This window comes from Pseudomonas sp. SZ40 (assembly GCF_052958135.1).
The window spans coordinates 232,103-248,636 of sequence record NZ_JBQWIF010000001.1 but is presented as its reverse complement, the minus strand read 5'-3'; the positions used below and the strand labels follow the sequence as shown (position 1 = coordinate 248,636).

14 protein-coding genes are annotated in these 16,534 nt (G+C 60.8%); 4 read left to right on the top strand and 10 right to left on the bottom strand.

The window, feature by feature from the left end; translation table 11 throughout:
* Nucleotides 1-105 precede the first annotated feature (105 nt).
* The 4 genes from ACT9T4_RS01095 to ACT9T4_RS01080 form a co-directional block, all read right to left on the bottom strand.
* Nucleotides 106-1,122, bottom strand: a complete 1,017-nt coding sequence (locus ACT9T4_RS01095; RefSeq protein ID WP_179538840.1) for a histone deacetylase family protein — start codon at nucleotides 1,120-1,122, stop codon at nucleotides 106-108.
* A 78-nt stretch (nucleotides 1,123-1,200) separates the two neighbouring features.
* Complete coding sequence (locus ACT9T4_RS01090) at nucleotides 1,201-2,133, bottom strand: 2-hydroxyacid dehydrogenase (protein WP_499115065.1); 933 nt, start codon at nucleotides 2,131-2,133, stop codon at nucleotides 1,201-1,203.
* Between the two features lie 4 nt (nucleotides 2,134-2,137).
* Complete coding sequence (locus ACT9T4_RS01085; RefSeq protein ID WP_499115064.1) at nucleotides 2,138-2,893, bottom strand: class II aldolase/adducin family protein; 756 nt, start codon at nucleotides 2,891-2,893, stop codon at nucleotides 2,138-2,140.
* Complete coding sequence (locus ACT9T4_RS01080; protein WP_042554558.1) at nucleotides 2,890-4,203, bottom strand: MFS transporter; 1,314 nt, start codon at nucleotides 4,201-4,203, stop codon at nucleotides 2,890-2,892. Before ACT9T4_RS01080 ends, ACT9T4_RS01085 begins: the two co-directional genes overlap by 4 nt.
* A gap of 166 nt (nucleotides 4,204-4,369) precedes the next feature.
* Here ACT9T4_RS01080 and ACT9T4_RS01075 point away from each other — a divergent pair, with 166 nt between their 5' ends.
* Nucleotides 4,370-5,335: a LysR family transcriptional regulator gene (locus tag ACT9T4_RS01075; RefSeq protein ID WP_499115063.1), complete on the top strand. Its 966-nt coding sequence runs from the start codon at nucleotides 4,370-4,372 to the stop codon at nucleotides 5,333-5,335.
* 108 nt (nucleotides 5,336-5,443) lie between these two features.
* Here the strand turns inward: ACT9T4_RS01075 and ACT9T4_RS01070 are convergent, their stop codons facing one another.
* Nucleotides 5,444-6,439, bottom strand: a complete 996-nt coding sequence (locus ACT9T4_RS01070) for an AraC family transcriptional regulator (protein WP_499115062.1) — start codon at nucleotides 6,437-6,439, stop codon at nucleotides 5,444-5,446.
* Nucleotides 6,440-6,627: 188 nt separating this feature from the next.
* On the opposite strand from ACT9T4_RS01070, the gene ACT9T4_RS01065 reads away from it, so the two are divergent.
* Nucleotides 6,628-7,812: an aldo/keto reductase gene (locus tag ACT9T4_RS01065; protein WP_042554561.1), complete on the top strand. Its 1,185-nt coding sequence runs from the start codon at nucleotides 6,628-6,630 to the stop codon at nucleotides 7,810-7,812.
* A gap of 545 nt (nucleotides 7,813-8,357) precedes the next feature.
* On the opposite strand, the gene ACT9T4_RS01060 is transcribed toward ACT9T4_RS01065, so the two are convergent.
* Nucleotides 8,358-10,460 (bottom strand): TonB-dependent receptor, encoded by a 2,103-nt coding sequence (locus ACT9T4_RS01060; protein ID WP_499115061.1) that lies wholly within the window; start codon nucleotides 10,458-10,460, stop codon nucleotides 8,358-8,360.
* Nucleotides 10,461-10,735: 275 nt separating this feature from the next.
* Here ACT9T4_RS01060 and ACT9T4_RS01055 point away from each other — a divergent pair, with 275 nt between their 5' ends.
* A complete protein-coding gene (locus tag ACT9T4_RS01055) occupies nucleotides 10,736-11,428 on the top strand; it encodes a YetF domain-containing protein (protein WP_499115060.1) in 693 nt (230 codons plus the stop codon).
* 415 nt (nucleotides 11,429-11,843) lie between these two features.
* The gene (locus ACT9T4_RS01050; protein WP_499115058.1) at nucleotides 11,844-12,122 is read left to right on the top strand and encodes a hypothetical protein; all 279 of its coding nucleotides are present in this window, start codon (nucleotides 11,844-11,846) and stop codon (nucleotides 12,120-12,122) included.
* Nucleotides 12,123-12,309: 187 nt separating this feature from the next.
* Here the strand turns inward: ACT9T4_RS01050 and ACT9T4_RS01045 are convergent, their stop codons facing one another.
* The 4 genes from ACT9T4_RS01045 to ACT9T4_RS01030 all read right to left on the bottom strand — a co-directional run bounded on the left by ACT9T4_RS01045 (nucleotide 12,310) and on the right by ACT9T4_RS01030 (nucleotide 16,351).
* On the bottom strand, nucleotides 12,310-13,302 hold the full coding sequence (locus ACT9T4_RS01045; RefSeq protein ID WP_499115057.1) for an aldo/keto reductase: 993 nt from the start codon (nucleotides 13,300-13,302) through the stop codon (nucleotides 12,310-12,312).
* 41 nt (nucleotides 13,303-13,343) lie between these two features.
* Entirely contained in the window at nucleotides 13,344-14,936 is a 1,593-nt protein-coding gene (locus ACT9T4_RS01040) for a carboxylesterase/lipase family protein (RefSeq protein WP_499115056.1), read from the bottom strand.
* Between the two features lie 160 nt (nucleotides 14,937-15,096).
* Complete coding sequence (locus ACT9T4_RS01035) at nucleotides 15,097-15,876, bottom strand: carboxymuconolactone decarboxylase family protein (RefSeq protein ID WP_499115055.1); 780 nt, start codon at nucleotides 15,874-15,876, stop codon at nucleotides 15,097-15,099.
* Nucleotides 15,854-16,351 (bottom strand): (R)-mandelonitrile lyase, encoded by a 498-nt coding sequence (locus tag ACT9T4_RS01030; protein ID WP_499115054.1) that lies wholly within the window; start codon nucleotides 16,349-16,351, stop codon nucleotides 15,854-15,856. Before ACT9T4_RS01030 ends, ACT9T4_RS01035 begins: the two co-directional genes overlap by 23 nt.
* Nucleotides 16,352-16,534 lie beyond the last annotated feature (183 nt).

The window sequence follows — 16,534 nt, the reverse complement described above, 5'->3', positions numbered from 1 at the left end:
CAGAGGTCCTCACCACCTCCGGCACCAGCACCACGCAAGCGGGAGATCGCACAATCGGCAATCGGGGACCTCCAGATCGACTGCCGGCCGCCCAGACAACGATGATCAGCCCAGCAACCCCTTGAAGAAACGCGAGGCGTTTTCGTCGAGGGTGGCGATGTCGTAGCCGCCTTCCTGCACCACCACGCAAGGCAAGCCGAGGGCACGGATGCGACGACCCAGTTCCTCGAAGCCGGCATGGCTTACCGAGACCTTCGACTGCGGGTCGTTCTCGTAGATGTCGAAGCCAAGCGACAGCACCAGCACCTGCGGGGCGAAGTCGCGAAGGGCCCGCTCGGCCTGGCCGAGGTAGGCGAAGAAATCCGCCTCGGACGCGCCATGGGGCATCGGCAGGTTGAGGTTGTAGCCTTCGCCTCGGCCGCTGCCTGTTTCGTCATCGAAGCCTGCCACCACCGGGTAGAAGTTGGTCGGGTCGCCGTGGATGGAGATGTATTGCACGTCGTCACGCTCGTAGAAGATCTCCTGGATACCCTGGCCGTGGTGCATGTCGGTATCGAGGATGGTCACCCTGTCGAAACGAGCCCTGAGCACTTCGGCGGCGATGGCGGCGTTGTTGAGGAAGCAGAAGCCCCCGGCTCCTTCGGCACGGGCATGGTGGCCCGGCGGCCGGCACAGGGCGTAGGCCTGGGGTTCGCCATCGCGCACCGCCGCAGCGGCAGCGACTGCCGCCTGCGCCGACCAGTAGGCGGCCTGCCAGGTATGCTCACCGATAGGGCAACTGCCGTCGGCCAGGTAGCGTGCGGTCTTGCCAAGGATGCCGCGCAGCGGATTGTTCTCGCGGATGAAGATGTTCGACATCACCTCGTCGCCCCAGTCTTCGTCCACTTCGTGCCACTGCGTGTAGGCGTCTCGCAGGTACTCCAGATAAGCGGTGCTGTGCACGGCACTCAGCGGCGCGAGGCCGTGATCCTCGGGTTCGATCAGCGCGAAGCCCAGCTGGCGCGCCATGGCCAGCAGTGGGTCGATACGCGCCGGCACTTCCTGGGGCTCGCGCATCTGCCCGCGGGACAGGTAGGAGCGTGGATGATGCAGACGTTGGTGCGGATGGAAGAAGGTCTTCATGGCGATTCTCGTCAAAAGCGTTGGTCTCGCGGTGCCGGCGGCCAGCGCCGAGGCTGACGGCCAGCAGCGCCTGTCATTTCAGTAGCCCAGTTCAGCGTCGACCTGATTGTTCAAAGGCAGGCCCGCATTCAGGCGTTCGAGGTTGTCGGCGATCTGGCTGGCGATGCAGGCATCGGAGGCGGCCGAGGCCATGTGCGGCGTCACCCACACACCGGGCGCGTGCCACAGTGGCGACGCCTTGCGCAGCGGCTCCTCGGCGAACACGTCGAGCAGCGCGCCACGCAATTGACCGCTGGCCAGCGCTTCGAGCAGATGGCTCTCGTCGACGTGCTCGCCGCGGCCGCAATTGACCAGCGCAGCTCCCTCGGCCATGCGCGCGAACACCTCGTGGTTGAGCAGGCCGCGGGTCGCGGGGGTCAGCGGGAGCAGATTGACCAGCAGGTCGAGGCCGTCGAGAAACTCGGGCAGCGACGCATCACCGGCGAAGGTGGCGACAGCTGGGAGCTCGCGCGCGGTGCGAGCCCAGCCGCGAACGGTGTAGCCAGCCTGCGCCAGCCGCGAGGCCACCGGCGTACCGATGGAGCCCAGGCCCATGACGCCAACCTTGAAGTCACGCGCGGTACGTTGCACCGGCCGCAGCCACTGCTGGCTCTGGCGACCATTGAGCACCTGGTCGAAGCCGCGGTGAAAATGCAGCACACCCCAATGCACGTACTCGGCCATGCCCTGGCTATGATCCGGATCCACCACGCGGCAGACGGGAATCGAACGTGGCCGCGAAGGGTCATGCTCCAGATGATCCACGCCGGAACCGATCGAATGGATCAGCCGCAGCGCCGGCAGCCTGCCCAGGCTTCCGGCTGCGGGATACCAGCACACCGCGACCTCGGCCTGCTCGGCGCCCTCCTCGCCTGGGCGCAACACCTGCAGATGCGGGGCATTTCGGGTGAACAGACCGGCCAGCCAGTCTTCCAGTTTCGGCTCTCTGCAGAGCAATACGATGCGCGCCATGAGCCTAGCTGCACCAATCGTTGCGCTGGTCATCGATCAGGCTCAGGGCGGCCTGCCAGGCCAGGTCGATGATGCCTTCGATGCCATCGCGGGAGAACTGCGCCGCGGTATGCCGACAGACCTCCTCGCTGGGGATGTTCAGCGCCACGCCTGCCGCCATCGCCTGAATCTGCGCCTGGCAGGCGCGCTCGAGAAAATAGATCTCGTGGAAGGCATGCGCCACGCTCTGACCGCCGGCCAGCAAGCCGTGGTTACGCAGGATCATCGCGTTGTGCGTGCCCAAGTCGGCGACCAGGCGAGCACGCTCATCCAGCGATAGCGCGATGCCTTCGTAGGTGTGATACGCCAGGTTGCCGTAGAACTTCAGGGCATGCTGAGTGAGCGGTAACAGGCCGTCACGCTGAGCGGCCACGGCCATTCCGGCGGCGGTGTGAGTGTGCACGATGCACTGCATGTCCGGCCGTGCAGCGTGGATCGCCGAATGGATGACGAAGCCGGCCGCGTTGACCCGGCCCTGGCCGTCCAGACGATCCACGACATTGCCGTGCAGGTCGATCAATACCAGGTCGCTGGCGCGCATCTTCTCGAAGGCAACGCCGTAGCGGTTGATCAAAAAGTGATGCTCGGGGCCTGGCACGCGCAGGGTGATGTGCGTGTCGATCAGGTCGGTCATGCGGTAGTAGGCGACCAGCCGGTACAGCGCGGCCAGGTCGCAACGGGCCTGCCATTCGACCTCGGTGAGGGTATCGGGTTTGCTCATGGGGTAACGGCCTCAGGGTTGGACAGGCTGACGGTTTGCCGCTCGCTGGCGCGCAGGTGGGCCAGGCCGATGACGCCAACCAGCGACATCAGCGCCAGGACGCTGAAGAACAGCGCCAGCGGCCACCACTGCCCGGCGTACTGGCCGGCCAGGTAGGTGCCGATCAGCGGCGTCAAACCACCGGTCAGGCCACTGCCTAGCTGATAGGCGATGGAAATGCCCGAGTAGCGCACCTGCGCTGAAAAGGCCTCGGCCATGTAGCCGGCGATCGCCGAATACAGCGCCGCCAGCAGCAATACGGCCAGGGCGATGCCTGCCGTCATGTAGATCAGGTTGCCGGTCTGCACCAGCAGGAACATCGGGTACGGCACCAGCATGCACAGCCCCGCCACCCACTTGAGGAAGCGCCCTTCACCGAAGCGCTCGGCGAGCAGCGCCGAGCACGGCTGAGAGAGAAACTGCAGGATGGTCACCAGGAACAGACAGTCGAGAATGGTCGACTTGGATATGCCCTGGTACTGCGTCACGTAGGTGATCATGAAGGTGTTGGTGAAGAAGAACCCACCGGAACCGATGGTCACCGCCAAGGCGGCGAACAGAATCTGCCGCCAGCTATGGCGGATGACATCCTTGACCGGGCTCTTGGAGGTCTGCTTCTGCTCCTTGACCTTGGCGAACTCCGGCGACTCGGGAACACCGAAGCGGATGAACAGACCCACCATCATCAGCACGCCACTCAGCAGGAACGGCACGCGCCAGCCCCAGCTCATCAGCGCCTCCTGATCCATCTCGCTGATCGCGCGAAAGGCGATCAGCGCCAGCAGCAGGCCAGCCGGGCTACCCAGTTGCGCGAAGGAAGCGAAAAACACCTTGCGGCCCTTGGGCGCGTGTTCGCTGGCCATCAGCACCGCGCCGCCCCACTCGCCGCCCACCGAAATACCCTGCAGGAAGCGCAGCGCGACCAGACCGATCGGGCCCCAGATACCGGCCTGGGCGTAGGTTGGCAGCAAGCCGATGCAGGTGGTCGCCACGCCCATCAGCACCATGGTGAACAGCAGCATCTTCTTGCGCCCGAGACGATCCCCGAGATGACCGAATACCACCCCGGCGAACGGCCGCGCGATGAAACCGACAGCGAAGGTGGCGAAGGCCGCCATGGTGCTCAACACCGCGTTATCGCTGGGGAAGAACAGCTGCCCCAGCACCAGCGCGGCGGCGAAGGCATAGATATAGAAATCGTAGAACTCGATCGTGGTGCCAATGAAGGCGGCCGCCGCGGCACGGCGCGGCGTGGAGGTGGGTGTAGTCATCGCAAGCTCCCGGATTCGTTTTTATAGGCAGGAGAAAAAGCACATCCCGGGTACGGGATCGGTCGCACTCTGGCGGTGCATTGCCAGATCATGCCCCCACCCCTATGCTAAGCAAAGCTTCTAATATCAATACTCAAGTATAAGCACAGCGGATAATCGAACACCCATGAACCCCGGCCACCGCAACCCCGAGGCCCGCCGTTTCCTCAACGACAGGCTGGACTGGAACCTGCTGCGCACCTTCCTGGTGATTGGCCAGGAAGGCAGCATCAGCCGCGCCGCAGCCCGCCTGCACCTGAGCCAGCCGGCCGTCAGCCAGGCCCTCAAACGCCTCGAAGAGCAGTTGGAAAGCGCCCTGGTGATTCGCAGCGGCCCACGCATCGCGTTGTCCAAGGCCGGCGAAGAAGTCATGCAGATCGCCGCCGAACTCTACGGCACCGTCTCGCGCCTCGGCCCGGCGCTGGATGCCCCGGAGGAAACCGTTGCCGGCAAGATCCGCATGCTGATGATCAGCCGCATCCAGTCGAGCTTCTACGACGACTTCCTGGCCAATTTCCATGTCGACTACCCCAGGGTCGAGTTCGAATTCGACGTGCTGCGCAGCTCTGACGTGGTGAGCGCGCTGCTGCAGAAAACCGCCTCCTTCGGCCTGAGCCTGTGCCGAACGCCGCAGCCGCGCCTGGAACAACGCGTGATGCTCAAGCAGCGCTATGCGTTCTTCTGCGGCAAGCGCCACCCACTGTTCGGGCGCAAGAACCTGAAACTCGGCGACCTGCAAAGCGAGAACTTCGTCAGCTTCACCAGCGACCAGATCGGCGGCAACCTCTCGCCACTGACCATCTTCAGGGACCAGCAGGGCTTCACCGGCCGCATCGTGGCCTCCTCGCCCAGCCTCGACGAAATACGCCGCCTGGTCGCCGCCGGCTATGGCATCGGCTGCCTGCCGGAACATATCGTCGCCAGGGACGTGCAAGCCGGCGAAGTCTGGCGCCTGCCGCCTGCCGAAGGGGTGATCGACGTGGACGTCTACCTGCTCTGGAACCGCGACCAGAAACGCACCCACGCCGAAGCGATCTTTCTCGAGCGCTTCGAGCAGGCATTGCGGGCGACGGAGTTGCAGGATCGGTTTTGAAAAGTCAGCTCGGAACAGCCGCTGCGCTGCAGCCGTTCAGGATCGTGGCGCTTCATGGAGAGGGAGCGAGTAGACCGACGATTTTCAGCGTCGTCCTGCACACGAGCCTCATGCGTGATGGGGCTGGTCCAGCCTGCCCCCCTGCTCCCGTGCCTGCCTGATGTCTCTCGAGGGTGGCGCCCCGAAACGCCGTGCATACTCGCGGCTGAATTGCGCGACGCTTTCGTAGCCGACCCTCAGCGCAGCGGTGTTCACATCGACCCTGTCGGTCAACATCAGGCTGCGCGCGGCTTGCAGCCGTAGAGATTTTTGATACTGAACCGGGCTGGTGCCTGTCAGCTTGCGAAAGTTGTGATGCAGCGTAGAGCTGGCCATTCCCGATCGCTCGGCGAGATCGGCCACGTGCAGCGGTTTGTCGTAGTGATGTTTAAGCCATTCAATGGCTCTGACGATGCCCTTGTCTCGATAACCGTCGCGAGTGACGCTGCGCAACCACTGCCCCGCGCCACTGAGCAGCAGCCGAACGCAGATCTCGCGCTTGACGAGATCCGACATCAAGCCGGCCTCGAGCGGCCGCTCGGTCAGTGTGCAGAGTCGCGAGAAGGCGTCGAGCATCTCACCCGACGCTGCGCCCGATGCAAACCCCCGCGCCTCGGAAGCCGCCTCCTGCCGTGGTGCCTCCAGGGTCTGGATTACCTCATTGAGCATGGAAAGATCGAGCTTCAACACAACGGACAGATAAGGTGTTCGCTCGCTGGCTGCAGTTACCCGAGCCAACGTCGGTATGTCCACCGAGGTAACGAAAAACACCCCCTGACTGAACTCACAGGCCTCCTCACCGAACGTGATCTCCTTCGCGCCCTGCAGGATGATGGCCACGCAGGGCTCGTAAATGCAGTAAGTGGGCGTACCCAGTTCGGCCATTCGATAAAAGGTCAGGCCTGGAATCGATGTCGTGCAAACCTCGTTCAAGCCAATCTGCCGGGTGACCTTATCGATAAGCCCCCGCAGTGCCTGGACGCGTTCGTTGGGCTGAGCGAAATCGCTCGAGGTAGGGGAATGCACGTGCCCGAAACCGAACTGCGAGAAGGAACCGCTCGTCATCACATGCGCCCCTGTTAACGGATTGTTCGAGTCTGCTGAGAGCGCGTGGCCAGCACAAGCATATCGGCAGGATTGTGCAAAAGATGAGGCGCATTAGGGTCACCCGAGCACCCCTCGTTGCTCTAATTTCTAGCACCAATACCGGCTTCGATAAATCCGTGGACACTCAGTCGCGAAAGGAAATTTGGATGGACAGACGAGATTTTCTTACCTATTCGGCGGCTGGCGCCGTTGCGGCTGCTCTGCTGCCGGCCTCGAGCGTCGCGAGCTCGGCGGTTCCAGCAACCGTGCCCACCTCCCTGACCGAGCGCGGAAGCGTGATGCGCACGCAGGGGCAGCTCGTGCGTGCTGACCTGCCCGTCAATTCGCCTTCGCACACGATGAGATACATGACGTCTCAGCGCTTTGGTATGGGCGGGACGCAGATCGGCAATATCTTCGCGCCGATCAGCGACGAGCAGGCGGACGCAGTTCTGCAGGCGGCCTGGGGCGCTGGCGTCAGGCTCTACGATACCTCGCCCTTCTACGGGTTTGGCTTGAGCGAATACCGCCTGGGCCGCTTTCTGCGTGGCAAGTCGCCAGACGACTACGTGGTGTCCACCAAGGTCGGTCGCGTGCTCACGGCGGCGGGTGGTCAGCGGGCGGATCATGCCATCTGGAAGTCGCCCGCGCCGTTCAACTACCGCTACGACTACACCGCAGCAGGTACACGACGCTCCGTGGAGGACAGCTTGCAGCGCTTGGGGTTGCCCCGTATCGACATCGTCTTCATTCATGACGTGTCACCCGATAACACCGAGCTGGAGGGCGGCTGGGAAGCGGCGTATCGAATCGCCCGCACGGGCGCGATGGTCGAGCTTGAAAAGATGCGTGACGAGGGCCTCATCAAGGCATGGGGCTTCGGCGTCAATACACCCAACGCCGTGGTACAGGCAATGACCAGCGATGACCCGACACCGGACATCGTATTGCTTGCCTGCCAGTATTCACTCCTGGACCACGGCGATGCACTGCGAAACACCTTTCCGGCATTGCAAAGCAAAGGCACCAGCGTCATGGTGGGAACACCGCTGAATGATGGGTTTCTGGGCGGTCGCAGCCGCTACAACTTCAGCCAGGATCTGCCTGCCGGGGCGGTGGAAAAACGCGCGCGGATCATGGCGGTTGCCAGCCGACATGGCATTGATATCCATACCGCCGCCCTACAGTTCGCAGCGGCGCACCCGCAAGTGTCCGCGATCATTCCCGGTGCACGCTCGCCGGGGCAGATAGTTTCCAATGTCCAGGCGATGAAGGTCGGTATTCCCGCAGCCTTCTGGGACGAGCTGAAGAGCCAGAGCTTGATCGATGCTCAAGCACCGGTAACGTCCTGATTGGCGTTATTGGTGAGCTGCTGGCGTCACGCATTCGAAGACGCTCATCAGAGAGGCATCGCGAGCGAATCGACGCGTTGTCATCTGCTGGGCACCGTGCGAAGGAGATGCGAGCGGAACCACACCTGAAAGTGCCCGCCATCGCCAACCAGGTGAATTGGAGGGCATTTCGAGGATCGACGCAAAGCGGTAATCCGCGGGAGGCACGGTCGCGGCACGACCTACTTACTGGCTATCGGAGATCTTCTGAGCGAAGTTCACATCGAAGTAATCTCGCCACGCAATGATCTGATCGCCTGCAAGCTCAACTATGCCCATCACCTTCGCTGCGCCGATCTCGCTGCCATCAGCGCGCTCGAACCGCCGGCCGGCAAAAACCAGACATCACAGGGCATCGCCTCTCGGACCACCGCTGCAAGCAGCGATGTGCCGGGAGCGGCCAGCCTTGCGCTATGCAATCGACTGAGTCGACTCGAGGTGGGCGCCGGCTCGAGGACCGGCGCCCACATGCAGCCATGGCGCGACGTGCACCAGTGTGCCGATGGTCAGAAGAAGTACCTGACCGACGCACCCAACGTTGTAGAAGGCTGCGGGACGATCACCAATCCACTGGTGGTGCCATAGGCGACTTCGGTGCCGTAACGGTGGGGCTGGAAAGTCCCGTACACGCTGAACTGGTAGTCGCTGTAGTCATAGGACGCGCGCAGGTCATACCGGGTATAGACGGGCATTTCCTTCTTCTCGCTCCCCACGTAGTAAGGGATGCCGGTGAGGTGGTACGCATCGGCATTGAGCGTCAACTGCCCCGCCATGAAAGCATCTCGATACTGAACCCCCGCCTTGTAGGTGTGTTCAGGCACCACGAGCCGGTCACCGGTGCCACTGGGTGGGTTGTCTATCACCGCATCGATGATCCGGCCATAACTCGCGTAGGTGCTGACTGTGGAGGTGGCCTGGTAGTTGAAGCTGGTTTCCACGCCTTTGCGCGTGGTGTCGCTGACCTGCTCGAAGACTCCCGGCGAGGTTTGCAAGGTCTCGCTGTCGTTCTGAATGTAATAGAACTCGGTGGTGCTGGAGAAACGCTCGGTCGGACGCACGGTGAAGCCGATGTCATAGGACGTCACCTTGCTGGGTCGCACGCTGCCATTGATTCGGCCACCCGTGTCGCTGGGCGGCAGAGCGCCGCTGCTGCCGGAGCTGATGTACTCCGCAGCTGGCGAGCGGAAGCCCTGCGAAGCATTGGTGAACACTTCGAACTGCTCGGTCGGCGTCCACACCAGCCCCAGCTTCGGTGTGGTCACCGAACTGTGATAACCGGTATCGGCGTTGCGGAACTTGAGGTTTTCGATGTCGTAATCGAAGCGGTCATAGCGAATACCGCCTAACACCTTCAGGGAATCGAGCGGCTTGTACTGTCCTTGGGCAAACACGCCGTAAGTGATCAGATCCTGATCGAAGTCGAAGTAGAAATTGGGGGTGGGCTCGAAGTTGCGGTACTGCTGACGGTAGGCATCACCCTTGTCTCGGCGCACGTCGGCGCCGACCATCAGCGATGCCGAGTCTTCGTAGACGAAGTTGTAGGCCAGGCGACCACCGTAGATGTCACGATCATCCTTGCCGTAATTGTGGGTGTTGGTGCCATTGGAAATGCCGCGCACACGCTTGAAATCCTCGAAGTACGCCGTGTAGTAAAGCCCCTCTTCTCCCTCAGCAGGTGCGCGATTGAAGACGTAGGTGTTTCGGTTGGCGTTGCCGAACCCATACAGGTTATCGGTATCACGGCGGCTGATCGTTCCGGCCTTGAGCGCGGGTAAATTGAGGTAGCCATCGTTCTTGAAATCCGACTCGTAGTGGCTGAAGCGCGCCGAATACTTCGCATCGCCAAAGACCTTGGAAAGCTTCCAGAAGTAGTTGTCGCGGTTGGTCTCAGCGGCCTTGCGATAACCATTGGTCTTGTAGATATCCGCCACGAACAACGATTGGAAACCTTCACGCTCGCCGCCCAGCACCAGGTTGGTTCGGCGACCATCGAAGCTGGCGATGTCCACACCAATGCTCGACGCCACGTCCCCCCCATCGAGCGTTTCGATATTCACCGCACCTGCACGGTTCTGGTCGCCATACAGCGCCGATACCGGGCCCTTGATAACATCGACGCGCTTGATCATCTGAGGTGTCAGCCATTCGAGGAAAACCGGGCCGTGACCGGCACCACCCTGGCTGGACGGAATGTTCTGCGGTACGCCGTCGACGTACACCGCCACGTCGGCGCCATGGGTACCGTTGGTGGTGAAGCCGCGCATACGGAAGCCATTGCCGGTGTCGCCCTGGTCGATGTTGTTGGCTACCACCCCCGGCACACGGCGGTAGATGTTGGAGATATCGCGGTCGACATTGAGCGTGCGAATGTCCTCATCCGTGATCGTGGTGACCGCAGCCGGAAGGCTTTGCGATGCGTTGCTTACCCTGCCACGCGCCAGTGGTCTGGCACGATCCAGATTACCGCCCTCCCCTACGACTTCGATTGCACCTAGCTCGGTGACCCCATCGGCTTCACCTTCCGCTGCAACCGATGCGCACGACACCACGCAGACCAGTGCTGCACCACTAAAAACCCAAACGTTGCTGCGATTCGCAGATGCGTACATGAAGCAGAATTCCCTGATTGTGTATGGCCATGACATAAGTTAAAAACGTTATACCATAACATTTAATATTCCTTTCACAGGGTCTGCGCCCCAGGCGTCGGCATCCTGTCGAATGGCCACGTTTTCACGCTAAAAACCTCTGGTTCGCTCTGTCCACGGCCCCGCGACCAGTGGAGCCGCTCGGCCAGGCCCTCCAGCGCAACGCATAACGCCACCCGACCCATTTCCCATCCTGCAGGTCTCAACCTCATACAGAAACCTTCACGGAGCGGCTGATGAGTGCATTCGATTGGCAGCGCATGCTGCTGGGTGATTTCCCCTATCTGTTTCTGGGGGAAGTGGCCTTCCGCGCGCTGTTCGCTTTCGTGGTGGTTTTTCTGTTCTTGAAGGTCAGTGGCCGGCGCGGCATTCGGCAGCTTTCGCTGTTCGAGCTGGTGGTGATCCTGACGCTGGGCTCGGCCGCGGGCGACGTGTCGTTCTACGACGACGTGCCCCTGCTGCCGGTGGCGATGGTCTTCGTCACCTTGCTGCTGCTCTACCGCGTCACCGTGTTGGTGATGAGCCATAGCGAGCGGTTCTCGGACTGGATGGAAGGCAAACCGGTAACGATCATCCAGGGCGGGCTGTACGAGCTCAACAGCCTGGATCACCTGAACATATCCCCCGAAGAGTTCTTCATGGAGCTTCGCCAGCAAGGCGTCGAGCACCTCGGCCAGGTTCGCCTTGGCATTCTGGAGACCGACGGCGATGTCAGCCTGTATTTCTACCCACCCGAGGCCATCAAGCCAGGATTGTCGGTGCTGCCACCCGAGCACCGCCCCGAGTACGAGCAGGTGCCGCATGATGACGTCTATGCCTGTGTCCGCTGCGGCCATGCGCAACGCATCGAAAACCAGCAGCAGGCAACCTGCCCGCGCTGCGAGCACCGTATCTGGTCTCTCGCGCTGCGCCATCAACGCTTGCGCTGATCAACACCCTCGAGGGCCCTGCTCGTGCAAAGGAAAGCGAGCGCACTGGTGAGGCCGCAAGGTTGCCATCGCCAAACCTGCGAGCTAGAGTGCGCCGGTCACGGTCAATGCCGTGACCGGGTGTGACAACCTGAAAAACCAAGACGCGGCGCGTCGCACTTGCATAGTCGGTATTCGTTACCGTGCTACTGCATTTCTATGGCGGGCCGTACGGGGCAGGCTTCGGCCTGGCCGGTTCCCTTGGTTTCCGGTTTGTCACCCCTGTACGGTCCGTCACCATAACCGCGTGACAACGGCGGTGGCGGCTCCTTAAGCAAACCAGGGAGCATAAGGAAAATGCGCCATCCAGCTTTTACGCCAGGGCACCGCCCTACCTGCACACTGACACCCTTCGCCTCCAGCCAGGAGGTGCGCCATGGCTGAACCACGCAGCCCGGTCATCCGTTTTCCCAGACGGCAAAGCCCCATTCCCAAAACCTGCCCACCACCCCCTCGCGATACTCAGGGTGACGCCGAACTGCGTGCCAGTTTGCTAGCCGACATATTCGACGAACTGATCCGCAAGAAAGGCGAACACCCCGAAGGCCTGCTAGTGCACGCCGCAGCGCTATTCGCAAAGGACCTGCTCGAAGAAATGGTGGTGCTCTATCGCCAGGCGCTGTGCGAGGCGCAGGGAGGCAGTGGGCATGTTTAGAGGCAATGTCACGCCCCTCCCCATCCACGGTAATCGCCACGGCATTCGGACCATGCCCCACTTCCGTCGGCGAATACGTTTGTACGGTTCGGCTAGGTCATCGTGCTAAAGCCCCGAAACCTTCACCAACAGGCATCACAGTCATCACCGGCGGTTATGTCAGTGGCCCTATCGTCAGCAGGGAGGTTTAGGCGGACGTAGTATCAACTAGCTGCATACCTTGTTCTGTATAGCGTTCACCCTGAACAGGGTGCCTTTCGAGAATGCTGCCGATTTCCAGCATCTCTGCTTCGCTGAGATGTACCTGGGTCGCCCCTACGTTCTCCTGCAAACGATGTAGTTTGGTCGTTCCAGGAATGGGCACAATCGACGGTTGCTGAGCGAGAAGCCATGCCAGTGCCACTTGAGCGGGTGTTGCCTTCTTTCGCTGCGCAATGACGCTGATTGCTTCAGCGATCTGTTGATTGGCAAGACGTGCATCACCCTGAAAACGTGGCAGCGTATTGCGGATGTCGCCACTTCCAAATTGAGTCTCCGCGGTGATCTTCGCGCTGAGAAATCCTTTGCCCAAAGGGCTGAAAGGTACGAATCCTATTCCCAGCTCAATTAGCGTCGGAAGGATCACTGCCTCTGGGTCTCTGGTGAACATGGAGTACTCGCTTTGGAGTGCTGCCACAGGTTGCACCGCGTGCGCACGGCGGATCGTCGCGCTCCCGGCTTCGGATAGCCCGAAATGGCCGACCTTGCCCTCTTCGATCAGGTCTCTGACTGCGCCAGCCACCTCTTCGATTGGAACCTGCGGATCAACCCTGTGTTGGTAGAACAGATCAATACGATCTGTCCGAAGACGCTTCAGCGATTGCTCGGCGACTAGACGGATGCGTTCAGGGCGGCTGTCCAGCTCACCGGTAGCAGCATTGCCATCCTTCCAGCCGAACTTGGTTGCCAACACGACCTTGTCACGAAATGGAGCAACGGCTTCTCCGAGCCACTCCTCGTTTTCCGCGCCATAGGCTTCTGCAGTATCGAAGAACGTGACGCCAAGATCATGCGCCGAACGAATGAGCTTGATGGAGTCATTCTTCGCGGTCGCAGGGCCGTATCCAAAGGTCAGGCCCATGCAACCCAAGCCGATTTCCGAGACGTCGAGTTTGTCGATACCTAGAGCTCGCTTTTTCATAATCTGTCTCTATTACTAGTTACAACAGTCGCTTCAGGCGATCAGTACACCCCGGTCTGATCCCAGAACTCACAGTGGTGCGTGTCTGCGAAGCGGCCGGATACCACCTTGGCAGTAGGCAGTGCAAAGGTCATGACGTTGTCCTGCCTGGGATCGAAGCGTGGCCAGTCGCTCTGCTTGCCAGCAAGCGCAGCGACGTTTGAGAAGTGAGCGACCATCTGGTCGGAGAGCTTCTCCTGCAAGGGATTGAGCTTGACCTGCACGTCACCGCCACCGCGAAAACCGGGGAATAGGTAAGGCAGCTCGTAGGTATGGGCTGCAAGCATCGGGAACGAGGTAGGCCCGACATATGACGGCGCGGTTCGATCACCAAACTCATAGGCGTATACGGGGATCTTGTCTGCCAGAACTCGACTCATCTCAAGGCCGGTGCAAGCGAACATGCTGTCAGTGGCAGCTGCGGCGAACGCCTCACTTGGGCTGTCATAATTTTCGAAGGGATACTCGAGCATGACCTTTGGTGCCAGCGCCTTCCCATACATGCGCTCGACCTCTACGGGGTAGTCCGCCTCCTTCATAACCTTGCCGGTCATCAGCTCTGGCAGTGCGACGAAAAATCGCCCCTCATCGCGGGTGCTCCCGTTGACCAACGTGGCACGGTTGATTTTCCCTGTACGGTAGGCATCGGATGGATGCATCGGCAGCGACTTCCCATCAACGATGAATTCGTTGAGCGCGAATGGAGCCTGAATGTCGAGGATTCGCTTGCTCGGTAACGCGCGCAGGCAATTGGCTCCACCGGTGTCGCAACCGGCCTCTTTCGCAAAGGCTGCGCCGACTTCTCGCGCAACCGCCAACGGCCGCGGGGCACCGAACGCCGGATGCCGGGTCATTACACCGCCGCCGCTCATCGCAATCGCGTGTTGAAACAGCCCGGCCGACTGCGGGGAGGCCATATGCACCATTACGCTATTGCCGCCAGATGACTCACCAGCAATCGTTACGTTGGAAGGATCTCCGCCAAAGGCTGCAATATTGCTTTGCACCCACTGCAGGGCAGCTTGCTGATCCATCAGGCCGTAATTGCCGAAGTCATGCCCTTCACTATCGAGTGCAGGGTGTGCGAGGAAGCCGAATACACCCAAGCGGTAGTTGAGCGTTACCACCACCGCGTTACCCTGCTTGGCAAGTTTGCTCGGGTCGTAATCGCCGCCTTGGCCGACTTGAAGAGCACCTCCATGTATCCAAACGAAAACAGGCAGTTTCTGGCCGCCGTTGCTGGCATTCGCATCTCGATAGACGTTGAGATAAAGGCAATCCTCACTTCCACCCGCTTTGGCGAAAACACCTAAGTCCGCACTCTGCACGCAGCTGCTTGCCAATGCGTTAGCCTTGATGGGAGCCGTCCAGTGTTTGGCAGGCTGCGGCGGCTGCCAGCGCAGATCCGCCACCGGTGGCTCGGCATATGGAATCCCTTGCCAGGACTCGATGCCCCCGGCTGCTGTGCCAATGATGGGGCCAGATGTTAAGTCGATAGCAAGACGCTCATCGGCTTGACTTGGAAGAGTGGCGCAAAGCCCTCCGACAAGCGCGAAGGTGGCCAAAAGGCAACGCCGCGAAATCAGGTTATGCATGTGAATCCTTGAGTATTTAAGGTATCGCCAGGTCGGGATCCAAGTACGATGGCGCTGGATTCACCGCCACAGCTGATAGAGGCCCAACCGTGGTTCGTACCAAGGTTGGGCCTTAACCGCTCGTTCTAATGAAGATTCGCGGCGAGATAGCAACCGCGGATCAACCCGCGGAATTATCTAGCGTTGCTGCTATGGCATCGCGAGTACGCTGCCCGTTGTCGGCGCCTACGCGCTCGGTCAATACCTGCGCCGCCTGACTCAGCTGACCTGTGGTAAGGCCAACATTCCGGCTGATGCGGATGTGGGATTGAAGCTGGGACTCCACGCCAGGAAGTGCAGATAAAAAGCTGACGGTTGCCAGTTCGCGGCTTTGCCAGTCCAGGTTGTCCCGCTCGAAGATGTCACCAAACAGGTGGGTCTTCAGGTAGGTATCAGCGGCAGGCGCAAACTCGAACAATGCCCCTTCTACCCGCTGGCCTACCAACTTGGTCTGGTTTGCAGTACCGGCTTCCAGCAACGCGTCACCGGTGGGGATCTCGCGACTTGGCTCACGCCCCGGGTTGTCCTTAATGCCACGCTCTTTGCGTGACTCCACAACCTCCATCAGCTTGCCCAACGCATTCAGACTGCGGGGAAATCCAGCGTAGGCGTATGACTGCACCAGCACTTCTTTGACGTCGCTAATCGAGAGCCCATCATCAAGGCCCTGGTTTAGCGCTTCTTCCAACTTAGGGATGTTGCCTGCTGCCGCGAAGGCCGCGATGGGAATGATCGCCTGCTGCTGGGCGGAAAGTGTCTCGGAAGTGGATTGCGTGCTGCTTCGGGCGCGATCCGAGTTTGTTGCGGGAGCGGCTTGGCTGACGGCCGTGGACAGGCTTAACAAGCCGCCAACAGCCAGCATGCAGATGCTGCTGCACTTAGTGAGCGTGGTATTGGTCATCGCTGACTTTCTCCATCCATTCGACATTTTTTCCATCCGCCTGCACACCGGTAACCGCCAAATGCGTCATGGCCGTTTTCGGTGATGCTCCATGCCAGTGCTTCACACCTGGCGGGCAATACACGACATCACCCGGGCGAATCTCCTGGATCGGCTTACCCCACTCCTGAGTGAGTCCGACACCCGAGACCACTGACAAACGCTGGCCAACGGGATGGGTATGCCAGGCAGAGCGAGATCCAGGCTCGAACGTCACCAGCGCTCCCGACACATTGATGCCGCCCTCGGCCGGCCAGATCATGTCGATACGAACCGGGCCGGTGAAATACTCCGCAGGCCCAACGATCGATGCTTCGCTGCCGGCTCTGACTATCTGCTGGCTCGAATCGCTTGTAGGTTCTTCACCCGCAGCGTTCGACGCGCCGACATGAAGCGCTGCAGCGCATAAGGCAAATCTTACTAAGGGGGTGGACATGACAACTCTCCTGTAAACATCGCCTAACCTGCTTGGAATGGGGCACCGTGATGCGTTCTGGTGCTTCGGCAAATGGCAGTCTGGCGGCGGCGGCAACCACTCCTAAAGAACCCTGGATACAACCTCTACCGCCAAGCGTAATGCTGCCTAATCACACTAGGGCTTAATGCACTTGCTGATAAG